The organism is Metabacillus sp. KH_069, from assembly GCF_057838075.1.
Map to the genome: position 1 here is coordinate 129,483 of NZ_CM174460.1, position 25,423 is coordinate 154,905.

General features: G+C 41.4%; 33 protein-coding genes and 1 other annotated feature. All 33 genes read left to right on the forward strand.

What is annotated here, in order from left to right:
• Positions 1-161 precede the first annotated feature (161 nt).
• Complete coding sequence (nusG, locus tag AC3ISE_RS00685) at positions 162-695, forward strand: transcription termination/antitermination protein NusG (RefSeq protein WP_070875244.1); 534 nt, start codon at positions 162-164, stop codon at positions 693-695.
• A gap of 171 nt (positions 696-866) precedes the next feature.
• Positions 867-1,292 (forward strand): 50S ribosomal protein L11, encoded by a 426-nt coding sequence (gene rplK / locus AC3ISE_RS00690; protein ID WP_029282857.1) that lies wholly within the window; start codon positions 867-869, stop codon positions 1,290-1,292.
• Positions 1,293-1,394: 102 nt separating this feature from the next.
• Positions 1,395-2,093: a 50S ribosomal protein L1 gene (rplA, locus tag AC3ISE_RS00695; RefSeq protein WP_133313793.1), complete on the forward strand. Its 699-nt coding sequence runs from the start codon at positions 1,395-1,397 to the stop codon at positions 2,091-2,093.
• 49 nt (positions 2,094-2,142) lie between these two features.
• Positions 2,143-2,288 (forward strand) — a sequence feature (ribosomal protein L10 leader region).
• A gap of 55 nt (positions 2,289-2,343) precedes the next feature.
• Complete coding sequence (rplJ, locus tag AC3ISE_RS00700) at positions 2,344-2,844, forward strand: 50S ribosomal protein L10 (RefSeq protein WP_070875242.1); 501 nt, start codon at positions 2,344-2,346, stop codon at positions 2,842-2,844.
• A 57-nt stretch (positions 2,845-2,901) separates the two neighbouring features.
• Positions 2,902-3,267, forward strand: coding sequence for a 50S ribosomal protein L7/L12 (rplL, locus tag AC3ISE_RS00705; protein WP_070875241.1), 366 nt, complete (start codon positions 2,902-2,904; stop codon positions 3,265-3,267).
• Positions 3,268-3,405: 138 nt separating this feature from the next.
• Positions 3,406-4,011: a class I SAM-dependent methyltransferase gene (locus AC3ISE_RS00710; RefSeq protein WP_489222699.1), complete on the forward strand. Its 606-nt coding sequence runs from the start codon at positions 3,406-3,408 to the stop codon at positions 4,009-4,011.
• Positions 4,012-4,270: 259 nt separating this feature from the next.
• A complete protein-coding gene (rpoB, locus tag AC3ISE_RS00715) occupies positions 4,271-7,852 on the forward strand; it encodes a DNA-directed RNA polymerase subunit beta (protein WP_309194740.1) in 3,582 nt (1,193 codons plus the stop codon).
• A 46-nt stretch (positions 7,853-7,898) separates the two neighbouring features.
• The gene (gene rpoC, locus AC3ISE_RS00720) at positions 7,899-11,498 is read left to right on the forward strand and encodes a DNA-directed RNA polymerase subunit beta' (protein ID WP_133313797.1); all 3,600 of its coding nucleotides are present in this window, start codon (positions 7,899-7,901) and stop codon (positions 11,496-11,498) included.
• A gap of 130 nt (positions 11,499-11,628) precedes the next feature.
• Positions 11,629-11,877: a 50S ribosomal protein L7ae-like protein gene (locus tag AC3ISE_RS00725; RefSeq protein WP_133313798.1), complete on the forward strand. Its 249-nt coding sequence runs from the start codon at positions 11,629-11,631 to the stop codon at positions 11,875-11,877.
• Between the two features lie 107 nt (positions 11,878-11,984).
• Positions 11,985-12,407, forward strand: coding sequence for a 30S ribosomal protein S12 (gene rpsL, locus AC3ISE_RS00730; RefSeq protein ID WP_029282841.1), 423 nt, complete (start codon positions 11,985-11,987; stop codon positions 12,405-12,407).
• 51 nt (positions 12,408-12,458) lie between these two features.
• Positions 12,459-12,929, forward strand: coding sequence for a 30S ribosomal protein S7 (gene rpsG / locus AC3ISE_RS00735; protein WP_070875236.1), 471 nt, complete (start codon positions 12,459-12,461; stop codon positions 12,927-12,929).
• 53 nt (positions 12,930-12,982) lie between these two features.
• Positions 12,983-15,061, forward strand: a complete 2,079-nt coding sequence (gene fusA / locus AC3ISE_RS00740; protein ID WP_070875235.1) for an elongation factor G — start codon at positions 12,983-12,985, stop codon at positions 15,059-15,061.
• Between the two features lie 111 nt (positions 15,062-15,172).
• Positions 15,173-16,363 carry an elongation factor Tu gene (gene tuf / locus AC3ISE_RS00745; RefSeq protein ID WP_070875234.1) on the forward strand — a complete coding sequence of 397 codons (1,191 nt, stop codon included), beginning with the start codon at positions 15,173-15,175 and terminating at the stop codon, positions 16,361-16,363.
• A 341-nt stretch (positions 16,364-16,704) separates the two neighbouring features.
• Complete coding sequence (gene rpsJ, locus AC3ISE_RS00750; protein WP_029282834.1) at positions 16,705-17,013, forward strand: 30S ribosomal protein S10; 309 nt, start codon at positions 16,705-16,707, stop codon at positions 17,011-17,013.
• Between the two features lie 43 nt (positions 17,014-17,056).
• Entirely contained in the window at positions 17,057-17,683 is a 627-nt protein-coding gene (gene rplC, locus AC3ISE_RS00755) for a 50S ribosomal protein L3 (RefSeq protein WP_070875233.1), read from the forward strand.
• Positions 17,684-17,710: 27 nt separating this feature from the next.
• Positions 17,711-18,334, forward strand: coding sequence for a 50S ribosomal protein L4 (gene rplD / locus AC3ISE_RS00760; RefSeq protein ID WP_070875232.1), 624 nt, complete (start codon positions 17,711-17,713; stop codon positions 18,332-18,334).
• Positions 18,334-18,621 carry a 50S ribosomal protein L23 gene (rplW, locus tag AC3ISE_RS00765; protein ID WP_070875231.1) on the forward strand — a complete coding sequence of 96 codons (288 nt, stop codon included), beginning with the start codon at positions 18,334-18,336 and terminating at the stop codon, positions 18,619-18,621. The genes rplD and rplW overlap by 1 nt, the downstream gene beginning before the upstream one ends.
• A 29-nt stretch (positions 18,622-18,650) precedes the next feature.
• Positions 18,651-19,481 (forward strand): 50S ribosomal protein L2, encoded by an 831-nt coding sequence (gene rplB / locus AC3ISE_RS00770; RefSeq protein ID WP_489222700.1) that lies wholly within the window; start codon positions 18,651-18,653, stop codon positions 19,479-19,481.
• Between the two features lie 57 nt (positions 19,482-19,538).
• Complete coding sequence (rpsS, locus tag AC3ISE_RS00775; protein ID WP_029282824.1) at positions 19,539-19,817, forward strand: 30S ribosomal protein S19; 279 nt, start codon at positions 19,539-19,541, stop codon at positions 19,815-19,817.
• Positions 19,818-19,834: 17 nt separating this feature from the next.
• The gene (gene rplV / locus AC3ISE_RS00780; protein WP_029282822.1) at positions 19,835-20,176 is read left to right on the forward strand and encodes a 50S ribosomal protein L22; all 342 of its coding nucleotides are present in this window, start codon (positions 19,835-19,837) and stop codon (positions 20,174-20,176) included.
• A gap of 3 nt (positions 20,177-20,179) precedes the next feature.
• Positions 20,180-20,836, forward strand: coding sequence for a 30S ribosomal protein S3 (gene rpsC / locus AC3ISE_RS00785; protein ID WP_070875229.1), 657 nt, complete (start codon positions 20,180-20,182; stop codon positions 20,834-20,836).
• A gap of 2 nt (positions 20,837-20,838) precedes the next feature.
• Positions 20,839-21,273, forward strand: coding sequence for a 50S ribosomal protein L16 (gene rplP, locus AC3ISE_RS00790; protein WP_070875228.1), 435 nt, complete (start codon positions 20,839-20,841; stop codon positions 21,271-21,273).
• Positions 21,263-21,466, forward strand: coding sequence for a 50S ribosomal protein L29 (gene rpmC / locus AC3ISE_RS00795; protein WP_070875227.1), 204 nt, complete (start codon positions 21,263-21,265; stop codon positions 21,464-21,466). The genes rplP and rpmC overlap by 11 nt, the downstream gene beginning before the upstream one ends.
• A gap of 20 nt (positions 21,467-21,486) precedes the next feature.
• A complete protein-coding gene (gene rpsQ / locus AC3ISE_RS00800; protein WP_070875226.1) occupies positions 21,487-21,753 on the forward strand; it encodes a 30S ribosomal protein S17 in 267 nt (88 codons plus the stop codon).
• 38 nt (positions 21,754-21,791) lie between these two features.
• Positions 21,792-22,160, forward strand: coding sequence for a 50S ribosomal protein L14 (gene rplN / locus AC3ISE_RS00805; RefSeq protein WP_489222701.1), 369 nt, complete (start codon positions 21,792-21,794; stop codon positions 22,158-22,160).
• A gap of 39 nt (positions 22,161-22,199) precedes the next feature.
• A complete protein-coding gene (gene rplX / locus AC3ISE_RS00810) occupies positions 22,200-22,511 on the forward strand; it encodes a 50S ribosomal protein L24 (protein WP_070875224.1) in 312 nt (103 codons plus the stop codon).
• A gap of 24 nt (positions 22,512-22,535) precedes the next feature.
• The gene (gene rplE / locus AC3ISE_RS00815) at positions 22,536-23,075 is read left to right on the forward strand and encodes a 50S ribosomal protein L5 (protein WP_029282808.1); all 540 of its coding nucleotides are present in this window, start codon (positions 22,536-22,538) and stop codon (positions 23,073-23,075) included.
• Between the two features lie 21 nt (positions 23,076-23,096).
• Positions 23,097-23,282: a 30S ribosomal protein S14 gene (gene rpsN, locus AC3ISE_RS00820; protein WP_010285078.1), complete on the forward strand. Its 186-nt coding sequence runs from the start codon at positions 23,097-23,099 to the stop codon at positions 23,280-23,282.
• Positions 23,283-23,314: 32 nt separating this feature from the next.
• Positions 23,315-23,713, forward strand: coding sequence for a 30S ribosomal protein S8 (rpsH, locus tag AC3ISE_RS00825; RefSeq protein ID WP_029282804.1), 399 nt, complete (start codon positions 23,315-23,317; stop codon positions 23,711-23,713).
• A 30-nt stretch (positions 23,714-23,743) separates the two neighbouring features.
• Positions 23,744-24,280, forward strand: a complete 537-nt coding sequence (gene rplF / locus AC3ISE_RS00830) for a 50S ribosomal protein L6 (protein WP_070875223.1) — start codon at positions 23,744-23,746, stop codon at positions 24,278-24,280.
• Between the two features lie 33 nt (positions 24,281-24,313).
• Complete coding sequence (gene rplR / locus AC3ISE_RS00835; protein WP_070875222.1) at positions 24,314-24,676, forward strand: 50S ribosomal protein L18; 363 nt, start codon at positions 24,314-24,316, stop codon at positions 24,674-24,676.
• Between the two features lie 23 nt (positions 24,677-24,699).
• Positions 24,700-25,200, forward strand: a complete 501-nt coding sequence (gene rpsE / locus AC3ISE_RS00840; RefSeq protein ID WP_029282798.1) for a 30S ribosomal protein S5 — start codon at positions 24,700-24,702, stop codon at positions 25,198-25,200.
• A gap of 13 nt (positions 25,201-25,213) precedes the next feature.
• Positions 25,214-25,396 (forward strand): 50S ribosomal protein L30, encoded by a 183-nt coding sequence (rpmD, locus tag AC3ISE_RS00845; protein WP_029282796.1) that lies wholly within the window; start codon positions 25,214-25,216, stop codon positions 25,394-25,396.
• The last annotated feature ends 27 nt before the right edge of the window (positions 25,397-25,423 follow it).

Consider the following 25,423-nt stretch of genomic DNA (forward strand, 5'->3'; position numbering starts at 1 on the left):
TATAAAATCGTGCTATAATAGAGAATATTATATTTCCCCAAAAACCCGTTCGACGGGTTTTTTCATTGTCTTAAAAAGAGTCAGCCAAAGAATAAGAGCAGCAGAATCATCATATAAGCTTCAAAAAGCAGGGAGGGAATGGACAAATCGTCCTATTAAAGATGGAGAAAAATTGGTATGTGGTCCACACTTATTCAGGTTATGAGAATAAGGTAAAGGCGAATCTTGAAAAGCGTGTAGAATCAATGGGCATGCAAGATAAAATTTTCCGTGTTGTCGTTCCGGAAGAAGAAGAAACAGATTATAAAAACGGCAAAAAGAAAGTCACAAAGAAAAAAGTATTCCCGGGATATGTCCTCGTTGAAATTGTTATGACAGATGATTCCTGGTATGTAGTCCGCAATACACCTGGTGTAACAGGATTTGTCGGTTCAGCTGGTTCTGGTTCAAAGCCAACAGCGCTTCTTCCTGAAGAAGTTGTATCAATCCTTAAACATATGGGAATGGAAGAAAAGAGAGTTGAACTTGATTTCGACTTGAAAGAGACTGTAAAAGTAATAGACGGACCTTTTGCTAACTTTACCGGATCAATTGAAGAGATTGATAAAGATAAGAGCAAAGTGAAGGTATTAGTAAACATGTTCGGCCGCGAAACACCGGTTGAGCTGGAATTTTCTCAAGTTGATAAATTATAAGAAAAAAACTTGAATTCACAAAAGAAAAGTGATAATATTTCATAAGTCAGTATGTCTCGCAATGCGGGACATAAAACTTGATTAATTTCTATCATTCATATAAAGAATGAACGACATGAGTGGGAGGGTATTACCCTATTACCACATCACGGACTTAAGGAGGTGTGTCTCGTGGCTAAAAAAGTAATTAAAATGGTTAAATTGCAAATTCCTGCTGGAAAAGCAAATCCAGCGCCGCCGGTTGGTCCTGCATTAGGTCAAGCTGGTGTTAACATCATGGGATTCTGTAAGGAGTTTAACGCTCGTACAGCTGATCAAGCTGGACTTATCATTCCTGTTGAAATTACGGTTTTTGAAGACCGTTCATTTACATTTATTACAAAAACTCCGCCTGCTGCAGTATTGCTTAAGAAAGCAGCTGGTATCGAGTCTGGTTCTGGTGAACCTAACCGTAATAAAGTAGCAACAGTTAAGCGTGATAAAGTACGTGAAATCGCTGAAACAAAAATGCCTGACTTAAATGCAGCTAATGTTGAATCAGCTATGCGTATGGTTGAAGGTACTGCGCGCAGCATGGGTATCGTCATCGAAGACTAATTGTTGTTTTTGTTTTAGGGGTTGCGAGTTTGCTTTTAACAAGTTCGCAACCTTTATTCGTGGGAGGTTATTCCGCTAAAACCACTAAGGAGGAAATTTAAAATGGCTAAAAGAGGTAAAAAGTACGTTGAAGCTGCTAAATTAGTAGACCGTGCTCAAGCTTACGGAGTTCAAGAAGCAATTGAACTTGTAAAGAAAACAAACACAGCTAAATTTGATGCAACAGTTGAAGTTGCATTCCGTTTAGGCGTTGATCCACGTAAAAACGATCAGCAAATCCGCGGAGCAGTTGTTCTTCCAAACGGAACAGGTAAAACTCAACGCGTTTTAGTATTTGCTAAAGGTGAAAAAGCGAAGGAAGCAGAAGCTGCTGGAGCTGATTTCGTAGGCGATGCTGACTACATCAACAAAATCCAGCAAGGATGGTTTGACTTCGATGTAATCGTAGCTACTCCTGACATGATGGGTGAAGTTGGTAAGCTTGGCCGCGTACTTGGACCAAAAGGCTTAATGCCAAACCCTAAAACTGGCACTGTTTCATTTGACGTTGAAAAAGCAGTTAAAGAAATCAAAGCTGGTAAAGTTGAATACCGCGTTGACAAAGCTGGTAACATCCACGTGCCAATCGGTAAAGTATCTTTCGAAGACAGCAAGTTAGTTGAAAACTTCACTACAATCTTCGAAACGTTATTAAAAGCTAAACCTGCTGCTGCAAAAGGCACATACATGAAGAACGTAGCTGTTGCTTCTACTATGGGACCTGGCGTTAAAGTTGATTCATCAAGTTTCGGCGTTAAATAATAGTTGACATAAGGGTCGACTTTATATATAATCAAAAATGTTGTTTAACTAAATAACTTCATTTATACCAAAGACAGTAGGTGCTTGCATAAGCTTAATTTCCTGCCGAGGTGTATATATGTGAACTAAAATTATTAGATCGCTTGTATATATACTGCCTCCATGTCTGACGTGGAGGCATTTCTTGTTTTTAAAGAGAAACACCGATCGGTATAAGTGTGGGACTTTGATTCTTACAGGAGGTGTATCAATGAGCAGCGCTATCGAAACAAAAAAATCCATCGTAGATGACATTACTGCTAAATTTCGCGACAGCAAAACAACAATCGTTGTTGACTACCGCGGTTTAACAGTAGCAGAAGTTACTGAACTTCGTAAAACTCTTCGTGATGCTGGCATCGAGTTCAAAGTTTACAAAAACACAATGACTCGCCGTGCAGTTGAAAATGTTGAACTTACTGGTCTTAATGACGCCCTAACAGGTCCTAATGCGATCGCATTCAGTAATGACGACGTAGTTGCTCCAGCTAAGATTCTTAACGACTTTGCTAAAAAGCATGACGCGTTAGAAATCAAAGCAGGTGTAATCGAAGGCAACATCGCAACTGTAGAACAAATTAAAGCTCTTGCTGATCTTCCGTCACGTGAAGGCTTACTTTCTATGTTGCTTAGCGTTCTTCAAGCTCCAATCCGCAATCTTGCACTTGCTACTAAAGCAGTTGCAGAACAAAAAGAAGAGCAAGGCGCTTAATCTGTTTGACCCGTACCAAAACAAAAAACTAATAGGTTTATAAGGAGGAAATATACAATGACTAAAGAACAAATCATTGAAGCAGTTAAAGAAATGACTGTTTTAGAATTAAACGACTTAGTTAAAGCAATCGAAGAAGAATTTGGCGTAACTGCAGCTGCTCCTGTAGCAATGGCTGGTGGCGCTGCTGGTGGCGAAGCTGCTGCTGAGCAAACTGAATTTGATGTAGTACTTGCTAGCGCTGGTGCTCAAAAAATCAAAGTTATCAAAGTAGTACGTGAAATCACTGGTCTTGGCTTGAAAGAAGCTAAAGAATTAGTTGACAACACTCCTAAAGCTGTTAAAGAAGGAATCGCTAAAGAAGAAGCTGAAGAAATCAAAGGCAAACTTGAAGAAGTTGGCGCTTCTGTAGAAGTTAAGTAATTCCAAAAAGACAAAGCTCGCTTAATTCATATAGCGAGCTTTTTTTTTCACGTTTGACAGGAAATTGATTTTTTTAAAGATACAGAGGTATGAAAAATAGCATGATTTGCTATATTCCTTTAACATGGAGGGAAAAAGATGACAAATCATTATTATTCAAGTCAGCCTGAGGCTGAGAGTAATCGTAAATCATGGACGTTTACTTTACGAGGGAATTCCTTTCATTTTCAAAGTGATCGCGGCGTTTTTTCTAAAAATGAAGTCGATTTTGGTTCAAGACTGCTGATTGAAACATTTACACTGCCTAATCAAAAAGGCGACTTGCTGGACGTTGGCTGCGGATACGGACCAATCGGAATTTCGCTTGCTAAAGAATTCAAGGATCTCACGGTTGATATGATCGATGTTAATGAGAGAGCAGTAGAACTTGCGAAAGTGAACGCAGAAGCAAATGGCGTGAAAAATGTCCGTATTATCGCAAGCAATCTTTTTGAAAATGTTGATCCTTCGAAAAAGTATGCGGCTGTTCTGACAAATCCTCCTATCCGGGCAGGAAAAAAGGTTGTTCACGAGATTTTTGAAAAAAGCTTTGAATCTCTTTTGCCGGGCGGAGAATTATGGGTTGTCATTCAGAAAAAGCAAGGAGCCCCATCGGCTATTGCCAAACTGGATGAGATGTTTAAAGAAGTTGTTACAGTCAAAAAGGATAAAGGCTACTTTATTATCAGAGCAGAAAAAGATTGACTCGCATTTTTCGCTATGTTAATATTATAAAATGCCAATATATATATTCCATAAGTCTCTATTTTTTGAGGTAAATGTATAAATATAGGACAGATGGAAAAACTTATAAAATCAATAGTACGTTTTACAAAAGTGGTTTTCTAATTTATAGAGACCTTTTTATTTTTGTTTTCTCCTTGTATGTGTATTGGTGGTTAATAGATTGATTTACGAGTACATATTACAAGTTATATTACGCTTGATTTGAGGGGTGAAGCAGTTGACAGGTCAACTAGTTCAGTATGGACGACACCGCCAACGCAGAAGTTATGCACGTATTAGTGAAGTGTTAGAATTACCAAATCTTATTGAGATTCAAACCTCTTCCTATCAGTGGTTTCTTGATGAGGGTCTTAGAGAAATGTTCCAGGACATATCTCCTATCGAAGACTTCACTGGTAACCTCTCGCTAGAATTTATTGATTATAGTTTAGGTGATCCTAAATATTCAGTAGAGGAATCTAAAGAGCGCGATGTTACCTATTCTGCACCGCTTCGTGTGAAGGTGCGTTTAATTAACAAGGAAACTGGTGAAGTAAAAGATCAGGATGTTTTCATGGGTGATTTCCCATTGATGACTGAAACAGGTACATTTGTGATTAACGGTGCTGAGCGTGTTATCGTATCACAGCTCGTACGTTCACCAAGTGTTTATTACAGCGGAAAAGTCGATAAAAATGGTAAAAAAGGCTTTACTGCTACTGTCATTCCAAACCGTGGCGCTTGGTTAGAGTACGAAACAGATGCTAAAGATGTTGCATATGTGCGTATTGATCGCACTCGGAAATTGCCGGTAACGGTTCTTTTGCGCGCACTAGGGTTTGGCTCTGATCAAGAAATCACCGATCTTTTCGGTGAAAATGAATACTTGCGCAACACACTTGATAAGGACAACACAGAAAGCACAGAAAAAGCTCTTCTTGAGATTTATGAGCGTCTGCGCCCTGGTGAGCCTCCAACAGTGGATAACGCGAAAAGCTTGCTGGATTCAAGATTCTTTGATCCAAAACGCTATGATCTTGCAAGTGTAGGACGCTACAAGATCAACAAAAAGCTTCATATTAAAAACCGCCTGTTCAATCAGCGTCTTGCTGAAACATTAGTAGACCCTGAAACTGGCGAAATTATTGCAGAAAAAGATACTTTAATTGATAGACGTACTCTTGACCGAATCATTCCTAATTTAGAGAGTGGAGTAGGCTTCAGAAAAATTACGCCATCTGGCGGAGTTGTCGAAGAAGATGTAACGCTTCAATCAATTAAAATTTATGCTCCTATTGATTCAGAAGGTGAAAAAGTCATTAACGTAATCAGCAACGCTTATGTCGAAGAAAACGTTAAGAATATTACGCCTGCTGACATCCTGTCTTCTATCAGTTATTTCTTTAACTTGCTTCATGGAGTAGGAGACACAGATGATATCGACCATTTAGGCAACCGTCGCCTGCGTTCTGTAGGAGAACTTCTTCAAAATCAATTCAGAATCGGTCTTTCTCGTATGGAGCGTGTTGTACGCGAGAGAATGTCCATTCAAGATACAAATACAATTACACCTCAGCAGCTGATTAACATCCGTCCTGTTATTGCGTCAATTAAAGAGTTCTTCGGAAGCTCACAGTTATCGCAGTTTATGGATCAGACGAATCCGCTTGCTGAATTAACACATAAACGCCGTCTGTCTGCACTTGGACCTGGTGGATTAACACGTGAACGCGCTGGATTTGAAGTGCGTGACGTTCATTACTCTCACTATGGCCGCATGTGTCCGATTGAAACGCCAGAGGGACCAAACATCGGTTTGATCAACTCACTTTCTTCTTATGCTAAAGTTAATCGCTTTGGGTTCATTGAAACGCCATATCGCCGAGTAGATCCTGAAACAGGGAAAGTAACTGCCCGCATAGATTACTTAACAGCAGACGAAGAAGATAATTACGTAGTTGCCCAAGCAAACGCTCGTTTAGCAGATGATGGTTCATTCATTGATGAGGACATCGTTTCCCGTTTCCGCGGTGAGAACACAGTCATGTCCCGTGACAGAATGGATTACATGGATGTATCTCCTAAACAAGTAGTTTCTGCTGCGACAGCATGTATCCCGTTCTTGGAAAATGATGACTCCAACCGTGCCCTAATGGGAGCGAACATGCAGCGACAAGCAGTACCGCTTATGAACCCTGAGTCTCCGATTGTCGGAACAGGCATGGAGTACGTATCAGGCAAAGACTCTGGTGCTGCAGTAATCTGCAAGTTCCCTGGAGTTGTTGAAAAAGTAGAAGCTAAAAACATCTGGGTACGACGCTACGAAGATGTGGATGGCGTGAAAACAAAAGGCAACTTGGATAAGTACAGCCTGCTTAAATTCATCCGTTCTAACCAAGGTACCTGCTACAACCAGCGCCCGATCGTAAGTGTCGGCGATGAAGTTGTCAAAGGTGAAATCCTTGCTGACGGACCATCTATGGAACTAGGCGAACTCGCACTTGGACGCAACGTTATGGTTGCATTCATGACATGGGATGGCTACAACTATGAGGATGCCATCATCATGAGTCAGCGTCTAGTAAAAGATGATGTTTATACTTCTATTCATATCGAAGAATATGAATCAGAATCTCGTGATACAAAGCTTGGACCTGAAGAAATCACACGCGATATCCCGAATGTCGGTGAAGATGCGCTTCGCAACTTAGACGACCGCGGAATTATCCGTGTTGGTGCTGAAGTAAAAGACGGAGATTTGCTTGTTGGTAAGGTTACACCAAAAGGGGTTACTGAACTGACTGCAGAAGAACGCCTTCTACATGCAATCTTTGGTGAAAAAGCAAGGGAAGTACGTGATACTTCACTTCGTGTTCCTCACGGAGGCGGCGGTATCGTTCTTGATGTTAAAGTGTTCAACCGTGAAGACGGCGATGAACTTCCACCGGGAGTTAACCAGTTAGTCCGTGCATACATCGTTCAGAAGCGTAAAATTTCTGAAGGGGATAAAATGGCCGGACGTCACGGAAACAAAGGTGTTATCTCAAGAATTCTTCCTGAAGAAGATATGCCTTACCTTCCAGACGGCACACCTGTAGATATCATGTTAAATCCGCTGGGCGTACCATCTCGTATGAACATCGGTCAGGTGCTTGAACTTCATCTTGGAATGGCAGCGCGCAAACTCGGTTTACACGTTGCATCTCCTGTATTTGATGGTGCACGCGAGGAAGATGTATGGTCAACTCTTGAAGAAGCTGGCATGGCACGCGATGCTAAAACAGTTCTTTATGATGGCCGCTCAGGCGAACCGTTTGATAACCGTGTATCAGTAGGAATCATGTACATGATCAAACTTGCTCACATGGTTGATGATAAATTGCATGCCCGTTCAACAGGTCCTTACTCACTTGTTACGCAGCAGCCACTTGGCGGTAAAGCCCAGTTTGGCGGACAGCGTTTTGGAGAAATGGAAGTATGGGCGCTTGAAGCTTATGGCGCAGCTTATACTCTTCAAGAGATTCTCACAGTTAAGTCAGATGACGTTGTCGGACGTGTGAAAACGTACGAAGCAATCGTTAAAGGCGAAAATGTTCCGGAGCCAGGAGTTCCAGAATCATTCAAAGTATTAATAAAAGAGCTTCAAAGCTTAGGTATGGATGTTAAGATTCTCTCAAGCGACGAAAAAGAAATCGAAATGAGAGACTTAGAAGATGATGAAGAAGGACAGCAATCAGAAGGTTTATCCTTGAATGATCAGCCGGATGATCTTTCATCAGCAGCCATGGAAAAAGAAAAAGACGCAGTTATTAAAGAATAGTAAGCAATAAGGGTAAAACCTGAAGACGAAAAGGGAGGTAGGCCCCTTGCTAGATGTAAATAACTTTGAGTATATGAACATCGGTCTCGCTTCACCTGATAAAATTCGCTCGTGGTCATTCGGTGAAGTTAAGAAACCAGAAACGATTAACTATCGTACATTAAAACCAGAAAAAGACGGTTTATTCTGTGAGCGCATTTTCGGTCCTACTAAGGACTGGGAATGTCATTGCGGAAAATATAAACGAGTTCGCTACAAAGGTGTAGTCTGTGACCGATGCGGAGTTGAAGTAACTCGTGCTAAGGTCCGCCGTGAGCGCATGGGGCATATAGAACTTGCTGCCCCTGTTTCTCACATTTGGTATTTTAAAGGCATTCCTAGCCGCATGGGCTTAGTGCTTGATATGTCTCCACGTGCATTAGAAGAAGTGATTTACTTCGCTTCTTACGTAGTTACAGAAACAGGCGACACGCCGCTTGAGAAAAAACAGCTGCTCTCTGAAAAAGAGTATAGAGCATACCGTGATAAATACAGCTCAACTTTCCAAGCTGCAATGGGTGCAGAAGCGATCAAAAAACTTCTTTCTGACATCGATTTGGATAAAGAGGTTGATCAGCTTAAAGAAGAACTTAAAACAGCACAAGGCCAGCGCAGAACTCGTGCAATCAAACGTTTAGAGGTATTAGAAGCATTCCGTAATTCAGGCAATGAGCCATCTTGGATGATCCTTGATGTTCTTCCTGTTATCCCGCCTGAACTTCGTCCAATGGTTCAATTAGACGGCGGACGCTTTGCGACTTCTGACTTAAATGATTTGTACCGCCGTGTAATTAACCGCAACAACCGTTTAAAACGTTTATTGGACCTTGGTGCTCCAAGCATCATCGTACAGAACGAAAAACGCATGCTTCAAGAAGCTGTTGATGCGTTGATTGACAATGGCCGACGCGGCCGTCCGGTTACTGGACCAGGTAATCGTCCTCTTAAATCACTTTCACATATGCTGAAAGGTAAACAAGGACGTTTCCGTCAAAACCTTCTTGGTAAACGTGTTGACTATTCAGGCCGTTCCGTTATCGTTGTAGGACCGAACCTGAAAATGTATCAATGCGGCTTGCCGAAAGAAATGGCTCTTGAATTATTCAAGCCTTTCGTTATGAAAGAACTTGTTGAAAAAGGCTTAGCACACAACATCAAGAGTGCTAAACGTAAAATAGAGCGTGTATCTCCTGAGGTTTGGGATGTGTTAGAAGCAGTTATCAGAGAGCATCCAGTTCTCCTTAACCGCGCACCTACACTTCACAGACTGGGAATCCAGGCATTTGAGCCTACGCTTGTAGAAGGCCGTGCAATTCGTCTTCACCCATTAGTATGTACAGCATATAACGCTGACTTTGATGGTGACCAAATGGCGGTTCACGTACCTCTATCTGCTGAAGCTCAAGCAGAAGCACGCATTTTGATGCTTGCAGCGCAGAACATTCTAAATCCTAAAGACGGAAAACCTGTTGTTACTCCTTCTCAGGATATGGTACTCGGAAACTACTACCTGACATTAGAACGCGAAGAAGCTGTCGGCGAAGGAATGGTCTTCAAAGACACGAACGAAGCTCTGCTTGCATATCAAAACGGATATGTTCATCTTCACACTCGTATCGCTGTACAAGCAAGCTCTCTGCCTAACGAATCATTTACAGATGAACAGCGCAAAAAGCTGCTTGTAACAACTGTAGGAAAACTGATTTTCAATGAAATTCTGCCTCCTTCATTCCCGTATATGAATGAACCGACTAAGAGCAACATTGAAGATGAAACACCGGAAAAATTCTTTATTGATGCAAATGTGAATGTGAAAGAATTCATTCAAAGCCAAGAGATCATCCCTCCTTTCAAAAAGGGAATCTTAGGTAAAATCATTGCTGAAATCTTTAAGAAATTCCATATTACCGAAACGTCTAAAATGCTTGACCGCATGAAAGATCTTGGATTCAGATACTCCACTAAAGCCGGTATTACGGTTGGTGTATCAGATATCATCGTATTGCGCGAAAAAGAAGAGATCTTGAAAGAGGCACAAGCTAAAGTTGATAATGTTCTTAAACAATTCAAACGCGGTCTGATTACAGAAGAAGAGCGCTATGAACGTGTTATTTCCATCTGGAGTGCGTCTAAAGATGTTATCCAGGGCAAACTGATGGCTTCTCTTGATAAGCGCAACCCGATCTTCATGATGAGTGATTCAGGAGCCCGTGGTAACGCATCTAACTTTACGCAGCTTGCGGGTATGCGCGGACTGATGGCCAACCCGGCTGGACGTATTATTGAACTTCCAATCAAATCAAGTTTCCGAGAGGGCTTAACAGTGTTAGAGTACTTTATCTCTACACATGGTGCGCGTAAAGGTCTTGCCGATACAGCCCTTAAAACAGCTGACTCAGGTTACTTGACAAGACGTCTCGTTGACGTTGCGCAGGATGTCATCATTCGTGATGAAGACTGTGGAACGGACCGCGGCATCTTGACGAAATCCATTAAAGAAGGCACAGAAGTAATCGAGCATTTAGAAGAGCGTTTAATTGGACGTCATGCACGCAAAACACTTAAACATCCGGAGACTGGTGAAGTCATCGTTTCTGAAAATGATCTCATTACCGAAGACCTTGCTTTAGCGATTGTTGAAACTGGTATAGAAGAAGTATGGATCCGTTCTGCATTTACATGTAACACCCGTCATGGTGTATGTAAAAAATGCTACGGACGCAACTTGGCTACAGGAACCGAGGTTGAAGTTGGAGAGGCAGTCGGTATTATCGCTGCTCAATCTATCGGAGAACCGGGAACTCAGCTGACAATGCGTACGTTCCATACAGGCGGTGTTGCCGGAGATGACATCACTCAAGGTTTACCTCGTATTCAGGAGCTATTTGAAGCGAGAAATCCTAAAGGTCAGGCAACCATCTCTGAAATTGATGGTGTAGTAGTGGAAATTAATGAAGTCCGTGACAGACAACAGGAAATCGTTATTAAAGGCGATGTTGAAACACGCACTTACACAGCTGCTTACAATGCTAGACTTAAAGTGGCCGAAGGCGACAAAATTACACACGGTCAGGAACTTACTGAAGGTTCAATCGACCCTAAAGAATTGCTGAAAGTAACAGACATCACATCTGTTCAGGAATATCTGCTTCGTGAAGTTCAAAAAGTATACCGTATGCAAGGGGTAGAAATTGGAGACAAACACGTTGAAGTAATGGTTCGCCAAATGCTTCGCAAAGTTAGAGTAATGGATGCAGGAGATACAGATGTATTGCCTGGAACATTGCTTGATGTTCACCAATTTACTGATGCCAACAAAAAGGTATTGCTTGAAGGCAAGCGCCCGGCAACAGGACGCCCGATCCTGCTTGGTATCACAAAAGCATCACTTGAAACAGATTCATTCTTATCTGCTGCATCATTCCAGGAAACAACTCGTGTCCTAACTGATGCTGCGATTAAAGGCAAGCGTGATGAGCTGCTCGGCTTGAAAGAAAATGTTATCATCGGTAAGCTTGTGCCTGCCGGAACTGGAATGCAGCGCTATAGACGCGTTAATCCAATTCCTCGCATACAGCCTGAAGATGAAACTGTAACTGTAGATTAATTAACTAACTGAAAAAGAGATGGACGATTCTAGAAAAATGTTTCATTGATCTAGTTGACATCCATCTCTTACGATGTTAGTATGTTCTAGGTGCTTAATTAAAACCTGTTGCTTTGGAGGATATATTTTTATGTCTTATGAAAAAGTATCGCAGGCACATAAAATTATTGTTGGTACGAAGCAAACAGTAAAGGCTCTAAAACTTGATCAAGTAAAGGAACTGATCATTGCTGAAGACGCTGATTCAAGAATCATTCACATGATAACTGAACTCGCTGAACAGAAGGACATTCCCTTTAATATGGTTGACTCTATGAAAAAGCTTGGAAAAGCTTGCGGAATAGAAGTAGGAGCAGTAACTGTAGCTATTATCAATTAAAACCGTTTTTGCCAAGGGTTTTAAATCCTCTGCAAAAACTTTGTTTTTGCCCAAATATGAACCACCTGGATGTGTGGTATTAAACTTCGAGAAGGGAGGACATAAACATGCCTACTATTAACCAATTAGTGCGCAAGGGACGCGTAAGCAAAGTTGAAAAATCAACTTCTCCTGCGTTAAACAAAGGTTACAACAGCTTCAAAAAAGAGCAAACAAACACATCATCACCGCAAAAACGCGGAGTATGTACTCGTGTTGGTACAATGACACCGAAGAAACCGAACTCGGCTCTTCGTAAATATGCTCGTGTTCGTTTAACTAACGGAATCGAGGTAACTGCCTACATTCCTGGTATCGGACACAACCTGCAAGAGCATAGTGTTGTACTTATCCGCGGCGGACGTGTAAAAGATTTACCGGGTGTACGTTATCACATCGTGCGCGGTGCATTAGACACTGCTGGTGTTGACAAGCGTATGCAAGGCCGCTCTAAATACGGTACAAAACGACCAAAAGCACCAAAAAAATAATGCCTTAAGTAATATAAAGCTTAAGATTATAGCATGAAGGGAGGATATAACATGCCACGTAAAGGTCCTGTTACAAAAAGAGACGTATTACCAGATCCACTTTACAACTCAAAGCTTGTTACTCGTCTAATCAACAGAATTATGGTAGACGGTAAGAGAGGTAAAGCACAAACTATTCTTTACACAGCTTTTGACTTAGTGAAAGAGCGTTCAGGTAAAGAAGCAATCGAAGTGTTTGAACAAGCACTTAAAAACATCATGCCAGTTCTTGAGGTAAGAGCTCGTCGTGTGGGTGGTGCTAACTATCAAGTTCCTGTTGAAGTTCGCCCTGACCGCCGTACTACTCTTGGTCTTCGCTGGTTAGTAAACTACGCTCGTCTTCGCGGTGAAAAAACGATGGAAGAGCGCTTAGCTAACGAGATTCTTGATGCAGCTAACAACACTGGCTCATCAGTTAAGAAACGTGAAGATACTCACAAAATGGCTGAAGCTAACAAAGCATTCGCTCACTACCGCTGGTAGGATTCAAACCATAAAATATACTAATCCTTATAATAGGAAGGAGAAAAACCCAAATGGCAAGAGAGTTCTCCTTAGACAAAACTCGTAATATCGGCATCATGGCTCACATCGATGCCGGTAAAACGACTACTACTGAACGTGTATTATTCTACACTGGACGTATCCATAAAATTGGTGAAACACATGAAGGTGCTTCTCAAATGGACTGGATGGAGCAAGAGCAAGAACGTGGTATCACTATCACTTCTGCTGCTACAACTGCTCAGTGGAAGGGTCATCGCGTAAACATCATCGATACACCGGGACACGTAGACTTCACAGTTGAAGTTGAACGTTCACTTCGTGTACTTGATGGTGCAGTAGCAGTACTTGATGCTCAATCAGGTGTTGAGCCTCAAACTGAAACAGTATGGCGCCAGGCAACAACTTACGGAGTACCGCGTGTAGTATTCGTTAATAAAATGGATAAAATCGGTGCGGATTTCTTATACTCTGTAAAAACAATGCACGACCGTCTTGAAGCTAATGCTCATCCTATCCAACTTCCAATTGGTGCTGAAGATGAGTTTGTAGGTATTATCGACTTAGTAGAGAATGTTGCATACATCTACGAAGACGACCTAGGAACTCGCTCAGAGGCTATGGAAATTCCTGATGAGTATAAAGATCTTGCTGAAGAGTGGCGCGGAAAGCTTGTAGAAGCTGTAGCGGAACTTGACGAAGAGCTTATGATGAAATACCTTGAAGGTGAAGAGCTTACAATCGATGAATTGAAAGCTGCGATCCGTAAAGGAACAGTAAATGTAGAATTCTACCCAGTAATCTGTGGATCTGCATTTAAAAACAAAGGTGTACAGTTAATGTTAGACGCTGTTCTGGATTACCTGCCATCACCTTTAGATGTACCAGCAATTAAAGGTACATTACCTGACAGTGAGGACGAAGTAACTCGTGAATCTAGTGATGAGGGTCCATTCTCAGCACTTGCATTCAAAGTTATGACGGATCCTTATGTTGGTAAATTAACATTCTTCCGTGTGTATTCAGGTGTCTTGAACTCTGGATCATACGTGCAGAACTCAACGAAAGGCAAGCGTGAACGCGTAGGACGTATCCTGCAAATGCATGCTAACTCTCGTGAGGAAATCTCAACAGTATACGCTGGAGATATTGCTGCTGCTGTAGGTCTTAAAGACACTACAACTGGTGATACTCTATGTGATGAGAAGAACCAGGTTATCTTGGAATCAATGAATTTCCCAGATCCAGTTATCTCACTATCTGTTGAACCAAAATCTAAAGCTGACCAAGACAAAATGTCTACAGCTTTAACAAAGCTTTCTGAAGAAGATCCAACTTTCAAAGCTCACACTGATACTGAAACAGGTCAAACGATCATCTCTGGTATGGGTGAACTTCACCTTGACATCATTGTTGACCGTATGAGACGTGAATTTAAAGTAGAAGCTAACGTTGGTGCTCCTCAGGTTGCGTATCGCGAAACTTTCCGTGGCTCTGCTAAGGTTGAAGGTAAATTCGCACGCCAATCTGGTGGACGCGGTCAGTTCGGACACGTTTGGGTAGAATTTGAACCAAACGAAGAAGGAAAAGGCTTTGAGTTCCAAAATAAAGTAGTAGGTGGAACAGTACCACGTGAATACGTGCCTGCTGTTGCAGCTGGTCTTGAAGACTCTATGAAAAATGGTGTTCTAGCTGGATACCCTCTAATCGATGTAAAAGCTACATTGGTTGATGGTTCTTACCATGATGTTGACTCTAGTGAAATGGCGTTTAAGATTGCTGCATCTATGGCTCTTAAAAACGCTGTATCTAAGTGTAACCCTGTTATCCTTGAGCCTGTTATGAAGGTTGAAGTTGTAATTCCTGATGAGTACATGGGAGATATCATGGGTGATATCACTTCTCGTCGCGGACGAGTAGAGGGTATGGAAGCACGCGGAAATGCTCAAGTTGTACGTTCAATGGTTCCACTTTCTGAGATGTTTGGTTACGCTACTGCGTTACGTTCAAATACTCAAGGCCGCGGAACATTCTCAATGCACTTTGATCATTACGAAGAGGTTCCAAAATCAATTTCTGAAGAAATTATCAAAAAAAATAAAGGTGAATAATTGATTTTCACCTTTTATTGAAGTATAACTACTTATGTATGAATAGAAAGTGGACATGTTTCACTTTCTGCAATCTATATAATGAATCACGACTCTAAGGAGGAATTTAGAATGGGTAAAGAAAAATTCGACCGTTCAAAAACGCATGCCAATATCGGTACAATTGGACACGTTGACCACGGTAAAACAACTTTAACAGCTGCTATTACAACTGTATTAGCTAAACGTAGCGGTAAAGGTGCTGCAATGGCATACGACATGATCGATGCTGCTCCAGAAGAGCGCGAGCGCGGAATCACAATCTCAACTGCACACGTTGAGTACGAAACTGAAACTCGTCACTATGCACACGTTGACTGCCCAGGACATGCTGACTATGTTAAAAACATGATCACTGGTGCTGCACAAATGGACGGCGGAATCCTAGTTGTTTCTGCTTCTGACGGCCCAATGCCACAAACTCGTGAGCACATCCTTCTTTCTCGTCAAGTAGGTGTTCCTTACCTAGTTGTATTCATGAACAAATGTGACATGGTAGACGACGAAGAATTACTTGAATTAGTTGAAATGGAAGTTCGTGACCTTCTTTCTGAATATGACTTCCCTGGCGATGACATTCCAGTAATCAAAGGTTCTGCTCTTAAAGCTCTTGAAGGCGAAGCAGAGTGGGAAGAGAAAATCGTTGAACTTATGAACGCAGTTGACGAGTATATCCCAACTCCAGCTCGTGACACTGAAAAACCATTCATGATGCCAGTTGAGGATGTATTCTCAATCACTGGCCGTGGAACAGTTGCTACAGGACGTGTAGAGCGCGGCGTAGTTAAAGTTGGAGATGTTATCGACATCATCGGCTTCACTGAAGAGCCAAAATCTACAACTGTAACAGGTGTTGAAATGTTCCGTAAGCTTCTTGACTATGCAGAAGCTGGCGACAACATCGGTGCACTTCTTCGTGGGGTTTCTCGTGAAGACATCCAACGTGGACAAGTTCTTGCTAAGCCAAAAACAATCACTCCACACACTAAATTTAAATCAGAAGTTTACGTTCTTTCAAAAGAAGAGGGTGGACGTCACACTCCATTCTTCTCTAACTACCGCCCACAGTTCTACTTCCGTACTACGGACGTAACTGGTATCATTCAACTTCCAGAAGGCGTTGAAATGGTTATGCCTGGCGATAACATCGAAATGACTGTTGAACTTATCGCTCCAATCGCGATTGAAGAAGGTACTAAATTCTCAATCCGTGAAGGCGGACGTACAGTAGGCGCTGGTGTCGTAGCTACGATCACTGAGTAATTCTACTTTCAAAAAGACGAGCTTAATGCTCGTCTTTTTTTATATGAAAAAATCTCTTCTTATAGAAGTAATTTAGTCAAGAACCAAAAACATTTTCCATTTGCTGATTCGCTTGTCATACGACTATGAAGTATGTATAATAGTAAAAGTGCGCAAGAAAGTAAAAACTTTATTTTCTTCTTGCATTGGGCACGGATTTTTTATATAATAGACAATGTTGGTCTTTGACTGCGATGAAGTAGGAGGTTGCCGATACACACGGCCGCTTTGCCATGGCGAGTGTACGGAAAATTTCTACGGAGAAAGTCTATTTTAAAAGTAGGCGAAAAGGAGGGAAAATAATGGCAAAACAAAAAATTCGTATTCGTTTGAAAGCATATGATCACAGAATTCTTGATCAATCTGCTGAAAAGATCGTTGAAACAGCAAAACGTTCAGGTGCTAACGTTTCTGGTCCGATCCCGTTGCCAACTGAAAAATCGATTTATACGATTCTTCGTGCGGTACACAAATACAAAGATTCTCGTGAGCAATTTGAAATGCGCACGCACAAACGTTTGATCGATATCATTAACCCAACACCACAAACTGTTGATGCATTAATGCGATTAGACTTACCGTCAGGCGTTGACATTGAAATCAAACTTTAATTTCAAAAATAGATTTTACAACACATTATAGGAGGTGTGACTAATGACCAAAGGAATCTTAGGTAAAAAAATCGGTATGACTCAAGTATTCACGGAAAAGGGTGACCTTATCCCGGTAACAGTAATTGAGGCTACTGGAAACGTTGTTCTTCAATTGAAAACTGTTGAAAGTGACGGCTATGCAGCTGTTCAAGTTGGTTTCTCAGACAAACGCGACAAACTTTCTAACAAACCTTCAAAAGGACACGTTGCAAAAGCTAATACTGCACCTAAGCGCTTCGTAAGGGAATTCCGCGGAGATGCTGGTGAGTATGAAGTTGGTCAGGAAGTCAAAGTTGATATTTTCTCTGCTGGAGATGTAGTAGATGTAACAGGAGTATCTAAAGGTAAAGGTTTCCAAGGCTCAATCAAACGCCATAACCAATCTCGCGGACCGATGTCACATGGTTCTCGTTACCACCGTCGCCCAGGTTCAATGGGTCCTGTTGCTCCTAACCGAGTATTCAAAAACAAATTATTGCCAGGCCGTATGGGCGGAGAGCGCGTTACTGTTCAAAACCTTGAGATCGTGAAAGTTGACGCTGAGCGTAACCTTCTATTGATCAAAGGTAACGTACCTGGACCTAAAAAATCACTTATCACAGTGAAAAAAGCTGTTAAATCTAACTAATTTTTCTAAGAAAGGAGGAATTCGATAATGCCGAAAGTAGCATTATTAAACCAAAGCGGATCTAACGTTGGTGAAATCGAGCTAAACGATTCCGTATTTGGTATCGAACCTAATCAGCACGTTTTATTCGAAGCGGTTATCATGCAAAGAGCTTCCTTGCGACAAGGAAACCACAAAGTTAAAGGTCGTTCAGAAGTTAGAGGCGGAGGTCGTAAGCCTTGGCGTCAAAAAGGTACTGGACGTGCTCGTCAAGGGTCTATCCGTTCACCACAATGGCGCGGCGGTGGTATCGTATTCGGTCCAACACCACGCAGCTATTCTTACAAATTACCAAAAAAAGTTCGCCGCTTAGCGATCAAATCAGCTTTATCATCTAAAGTACAAGAAAACAACGTATTAGTATTAGAAGACTTACTAATGAATGCTCCTAAAACAAAAGAAATGACTTCTATCCTTACAGGTCTTTCAATTGCGAAGAAAGCATTGATCGTTACTGCTGATGTAAACGAAACAGTTGAATTATCAGCTCGTAACATCCCTGGCATTACAGTTCTTACAGCTAATTCTATTAACGTTTTAGATGTACTTAACCATGAGAAGCTTGTTATTACGAAAGCAGCGGTGCAAAAAGTAGAGGAGGTGCTTGCATAATGAAAGATCCTCGTGATATTATTAAGCGCCCCGTAATCACTGAACTTTCAACAGACTTAATGACTGAGAAAAAGTACACGTTTGAAGTAGACGTTAAAGCTAACAAAACTCAAGTTAAAGATGCTATCGAAGCGATCTTTGGCGTAAAAGTTGAGAAAGTTAACGTACTTAACTACAAAGGCAAATATAAGCGTGTAGGTCGTTATACAGGTCTTACTAATAAGCGTAAAAAAGCAGTTGTTAAATTAACAGCTGACAGCAAAGAAATCGAATTATTCGAAGTCTAATACATTTTTCAAGATAGGAGGGAAACGAGATGGCGATTAAAAAGTACAAACCAACCTCAAATGGTCGTCGCGGCATGACGGTTTCTGATTTCGCTGAGATTACTACAGACAAACCAGAAAAGTCATTACTTGCGCCTGTTCACAGAAAAGGCGGTCGTAACAACCAAGGTAAAATTACTGTACGTCATCAAGGCGGCGGTCACAAACGTCAATACCGTATTATCGATTTTAAACGCGATAAAGATGGTATACCAGGACGCGTTGCTACAATCGAGTATGATCCGAACCGTTCTGCAAACATTGCACTTATCAATTATGCAGATGGTGAGAAAAGATATATCCTTGCTCCAAAAAACCTAGAAGTAGGTTTACAAGTTGTTTCTGGACCTGAGGCTGATATTAAAGTAGGAAATGCACTTCCTCTTCAAAACATCCCAGTAGGTACAGTAATCCACAACATCGAATTAAAACCTGGAAAAGGCGGACAATTAGTACGTTCTGCTGGTACTTCTGCACAAGTACTTGGTAAAGAAGGCAAATACGTATTAGTTCGTTTGAATTCTGGTGAGGTTCGCATGATTCTTGCTACTTGCCGCGCTACTATTGGTCAAGTAGGAAATGAACAGCATGAACTTATCAACATTGGTAAAGCTGGACGCTCACGCTGGTTAGGTATCAGACCTACAGTTCGTGGTTCTGTAATGAACCCTAACGATCACCCTCATGGTGGTGGTGAAGGTCGTTCTCCAATCGGACGTAAGTCTCCAATGACTCCTTGGGGTAAACCGACTCTTGGTTATAAAACTCGCAAGAAAACCAATAAGTCCGATAAATTCATCGTACGTCGTCGTAAAAAATAACGTGATGGTTCTACGGTTCGAAGGAACCGTAGCGCAATCGCGAAGGGAGGTACAAGTATGGGCCGTAGCTTGAAAAAAGGACCATTCGTAGATGAGCATTTATTCAAAAAAGTTGAAAAGTTAAACGAGTCAGAGAAAAAGCAAGTGATCAAAACTTGGTCTCGTCGTTCTACTATTTTCCCACAATTCATCGGTCAAACGATCGCTGTATATGACGGTCGCAAACATGTTCCTGTATACGTTACTGAAGATATGGTAGGACACAAACTCGGTGAGTTTGCTCCAACACGTACGTATAAAGGTCATGCAGCTGACGACAAAAAAACAAGACGTTAATGAGAGGAGGCTTTTAAATGCAAGCTAAAGCCGTTGCAAGAACAGTACGTATTGCTCCTCGTAAAGCTCGTTTAGTAATTGATCTTATCCGAGGAAAGCAAATAGGTGAAGCGGTAGCGATTCTTCGTCACACACCGAAAACTGCTTCTCCAATTATTGAAAAAGTTCTAAAATCTGCTGTGGCAAATGCAGAGCACAACTATGAAATGGACATTAACAACCTGGTTGTAACTGAAGCTTATGTAGGCGAAGGTCCAACTCTAAAACGTTTCCGTCCACGCGCAATGGGTCGTGCTAGTGCAATCAACAAACGCACAAGCCACATTACAATCGTTGTATCAGAAAAGAAGGAGGGATAATCCGTGGGTCAAAAGGTAAATCCAGTCGGTCTTCGCATTGGTGTCATTCGTGATTGGGAATCTAAATGGTTCGCTGGTAAAGATTATGCTAATCTTTTACACGAAGACATTAAAGTTCGTGAATATATCAACCAACGTTTAAGCGATGCTTCTGTTTCTAAGATTGAAATCGAGCGTGCTGCTAATCGTGTAAACATTACGATCCACACTGCTAAGCCAGGTATGGTAATCGGTAAAGGCGGTACTGAAGTTGAAGCACTTCGTAAAGCTCTTAACCAATTAACTGGCAAGCGTGTACACATCAACATTCTTGAAATTAAAAGAGCTGATTTAGATGCTAAATTAGTAGCTGAAAACATCGCTCGTCAATTAGAAAACCGTATTTCTTTCCGCCGTGCTCAAAAGCAAACAATTCAACGTGCTATGCGCGCTGGTGCAAAAGGAATCAAAACAATGGTATCTGGTCGTCTTGGCGGTGCTGATATCGCTCGTTCTGAACATTACAGTGAAGGAACTGTTCCACTTCACACACTTCGTGCTGATATTGACTATGGTACAGCTGAAGCTGACACTACTTATGGTAAATTAGGCGTTAAAGTTTGGATCTATCGTGGAGAGGTTCTTCCTACTAAGAAGAAAAAAGAGGAAGGAGGAAAATAATTATGTTGTTGCCAAAACGCGTTAAGTATCGCAGAGAACACCGTGGAAAAATGCGCGGTCGTGCTAAAGGCGGTACAGAAGTTCACTTCGGTGAGTTCGGTATTCAAGCTCTAGAAGCTTCATGGATTACAAATCGTCAAATCGAGGCAGCTCGTATTGCGATGACTCGTTACATGAAACGTGGCGGTAAAGTCTGGATCAAAATTTTCCCTTCTAAGCCATATACGGCAAAACCTCTAGAGGTACGTATGGGATCCGGTAAAGGGGCTCCAGAAGGCTGGGTAGCAGTCGTTAAACCTGGAAAAGTTTTGTTTGAGATTGCTGGTGTTTCTGAAGAAGTAGCACGCGAAGCATTGCGTCTTGCATCTCACAAATTACCAATCAAAACAAAATTCGTTAAACGCGAGGAAATTGGTGGTGAATCAAATGAGAGCTAATGATATTCGTGATCTTACCACTGCTGAAATTGAACAAAAAGTAAAATCACTAAAAGAAGAGTTGTTTAACCTTCGTTTCCAATTAGCGACAGGTCAACTTGAAAACACTGCTCGCATTCGTGAAGTACGTAAATCGATCGCTCGTATGAAAACTGTGATCACTGAAAGAGAGATCGCTGCTAATAATCGATAATCCTGAGAGGAGGTTGCAGAATGAGTGAACGCAACAACCAGCGCAAAGTCTACACTGGACGTGTAGTTTCTGATAAAATGGATAAAACGATCACTGTTCTTGTCGAAACTTATAAAAAGCATTCGCTTTACGGCAAGCGTGTAAAATACTCCAAAAAGTTCAAAGCTCATGATGAGAACAACCAAGCTAAAGTTGGCGATGTAGTGAAAATCATGGAAACTCGCCCTTTATCAGCTACTAAACGTTTCCGTCTAGTTGAAATTGTTGAAGAAGCTGTTATTATCTAATATTGTTCGGATTATTTTTCCGAAAGGAGGTAACGTAAATGATTCAACAAGAATCCCGTTTAAAAGTTGCTGACAATTCCGGTGCTCGTGAAGTACTTACTATTAAAGTTCTTGGCGGATATGGACGTAAAACTGCTAGTATTGGTGATGTAATTGTTTGCACGGTCAAACAAGCAACACCAGGAGGCGTTGTTAAAAAAGGTGACGTTGTTAAGGCAGTAATTGTTCGCACAAAAAGTGGTGCTCGCCGTCAAGACGGAACATATATCCGCTTCGACGAAAATGCATGTGTAATCATTAAAGATGACAAGAGCCCTCGCGGAACTCGTATCTTTGGACCAGTTGCACGTGAATTGCGTGAAAATAACTTTATGAAAATTGTTTCTCTTGCTCCAGAAGTATTATAAATCGAAAATAGACAGCCTTACTAAGGAGGTGCGACTAGGATGCATGTAAAAAAAGGTGATAAGGTAATGGTTATCTCAGGTAAAGATAAAGGTAAACAAGGCACAGTTCTTGCTGCTTTTCCTAAGAAAGACCGAGTACTTGTTGAAGGCATCAACATTATGAAGAAGCATTCAAAACCTTCTCAATCAAATCCTCAAGGCGGCATCATCAGCCAAGAGGCACCTATCCATGTATCAAATGTTATGCCACTAGATCCTAAATCTGGTGAACCAACTCGTGTTGGATTCAAAGTGGTTGATGGCAAAAAGGTACGTGTTGCAACAAAATCTGGTGAAACTTTAGATAAATAGTAAATAAGGAAGGGAGGTCCTCGCATGAACCGCCTTAAAGAAAAGTATCAAAAAGAAATTACACCTGCTTTAATGAGCAAGTTCAACTATAAATCAGTGATGCAAGTTCCAAAGCTTGAGAAGATCGTAATCAACATGGGTGTTGGTGACGCAGTATCTAACTCTAAAGCTCTTGACACAGCTGTTGAAGAGTTAACAACTATCTCAGGTCAAAAGCCGGTTATCACTAAAGCTAAAAAATCAATTGCAGGATTCCGTCTGCGTGAAGGTATGCCTATCGGTGCGAAAGTAACACTTCGCGGCGAGCGCATGTATGAATTCCTAGATAAATTAGTTTCTGTATCATTACCACGTGTACGTGACTTCCGCGGTATCTCTAAAAAGTCTTTTGACGGACGCGGCAACTACACACTAGGTGTTAAAGAACAATTAATCTTCCCTGAAATTGATTATGATAAAGTATCAAAAGTTCGTGGTATGGACATCGTCATCGTTACAACTGCTAACACTGACGAAGAATCTCGTGAGTTATTAACTCAGTTCGGTATGCCATTCCAAAAATAATCGAAATAGGGAGGCGAAAACGTGGCTAAAAAGTCAATGATTGCGAAACAAAAACGCACTCAAAAGTTTAAAGTACAAGAGTACACTCGCTGCGAACGCTGTGGTCGTCCACATTCAGTTCTGCGTAAATTTAAACTTTGCCGTATTTGTTTCCGTGAACTCGCATATAAAGGTCAAATTCCAGGCGTTAAAAAAGCTAGCTGGTAATACCCCATAATCGGGAAGGAGGTAATTTTGATATGGTAATGACAGATCCAATTGCAGATATGCTTACTCGTATTCGTAACGCGAATATGGTTCGTCATGAAAAATTAGAAATTCCTGCATCTAAAGCGAAAAAAGAGATCGCTGAAATTCTTAAGCGTGAAGGTTTCGTTCGTGATGTTGAATATGTAGAAGATAACAAACAAGGTATCATTCGTATTTTCTTGAAATACGGATCAAACAACGAGCGTGTTATCACTGGTTTGAAACGTATCAGTAAACCAGGATTACGCGTTTACGCTAAAGCTAACGAAGTACCACGCGTACTTAACGGTTTAGGAATTGCAATCGTATCTACTTCTCAAGGTGTCTTAACTGACAAAGAAGCTCGTGCGAAGCAAGCTGGCGGAGAAGTTCTAGCATACGTTTGGTAAGAACCTGAAATAGAATGGAGGTGTACATGAATGTCTCGTATTGGTAAAAAACCACTTGAAATCCCTGCAGGTGTAACAGTTACTATCAACGAAAGCACTGTAACTGTTAAAGGACCTAAAGGTGAATTAACTCGTACTTTTAACTCTGATATCAACGTTAAAGTTGAAGATAACGTACTTACTGTGACACGTCCTTCTGATCAAAAAGAACATCGTGCTCTTCACGGTACAACTCGCAGCCTTTTAGGCAACATGGTTGAGGGCGTTTCTAAAGGATTTGAAAAAGGTCTTGAATTAGTAGGTGTCGGTTACCGTGCTACTAAATCTGGCAACAAGCTAGTTCTAGCTGTTGGATACTCACATCCTGTAGAAATCGTTCCTGAACAAGGAATCGAAATTGAAGTACCTTCAAATACGAAAGTTATCGTAAAAGGTACTGATAAAGAGCGTGTTGGAGCTATCGCTTCAAACATCCGTGCTATTCGTCCGCCAGAGCCTTATAAAGGCAAAGGTATCCGCTACGAAGGTGAATATGTACGTCGTAAAGAAGGTAAAACAGCGAAGTAATATCGCCTAGATGATAAGAAAGGAGTGACCTAGATGATTACGAAACTTGATAAAAACGTTGTGCGTAAGAAAAGACACGGCCGTGTTCGCGCGAAATTATCTGGAACAACTGCTCGTCCTCGTTTAAACGTATTTCGTTCTAATCAGCACATCTATGCTCAAGTAATTGACGATCTTCAATCAGTTACAATTGCAAGTGCTTCTACTTTAGATAAAGATCTTAATCTTGACGCAAAAGCTAATATCGATGCAGCTCAAAAAGTTGGCGAATTAGTTGCTAAGCGTGCGATTGAAAAAGGTGTTAAATCTGTTGTATTTGACCGCGGGGGTTACTTATACCATGGCCGTGTAAAAGCTTTGGCTGAAGCTGCTCGCGAAGCTGGATTAGAATTTTAATAAAAAAAGGAGGGACACAGAGAATGGGTCGTATTGAACCAAACAAATTAGAGCTTGAAGAACGCGTTGTTACTGTAAACCGTGTAGCTAAAGTAGTTAAAGGTGGACGTCGTTTCCGCTTTGCTGCATTAGTAGTTGTCGGCGACAAAAACGGTCATGTAGGTTTCGGTACTGGTAAAGCACAAGAAGTGCCAGAAGCGATTCGCAAAGCGATCGAAGACGCTAAGAAAAACCTTGTTGAAGTACCTATGGTTGGTACTACTATTCCTCACCAAGTCATCGGTAGATTCGGTGCTGGAAACATCCTTTTAAAACCTGCATCTGAAGGTACTGGTGTTATCGCTGGTGGTCCTGTTCGTGCAGTACTAGAATTAGCAGGAGTTAGTGACATCTTGTCAAAATCACTAGGTTCTAACACTCCAATTAACATGATCCGTGCTACAATTTCTGGATTAACAGAACTTAAACGCGCTGATGAAGTTGCGAAGCTACGTGGCAAGTCGGTTGAAGAATTGTTAGGATAAGGAGGGAAACATGATGGCAAACAAATTAGCGATTACCCTCACTCGCAGTGTGATTGGTCGCCCAGAAGACCAACGTATTACTGTTAAAACACTAGGTCTTAAAAAAATGCATCAAACAGTTGTACTTGATGACAATGCAGCTATTCGCGGCATGATCAACAAAGTATCTCATTTGCTTACAGTTAAAGAACAATAATATAGATCTTCTAATATCAAGGAGGTG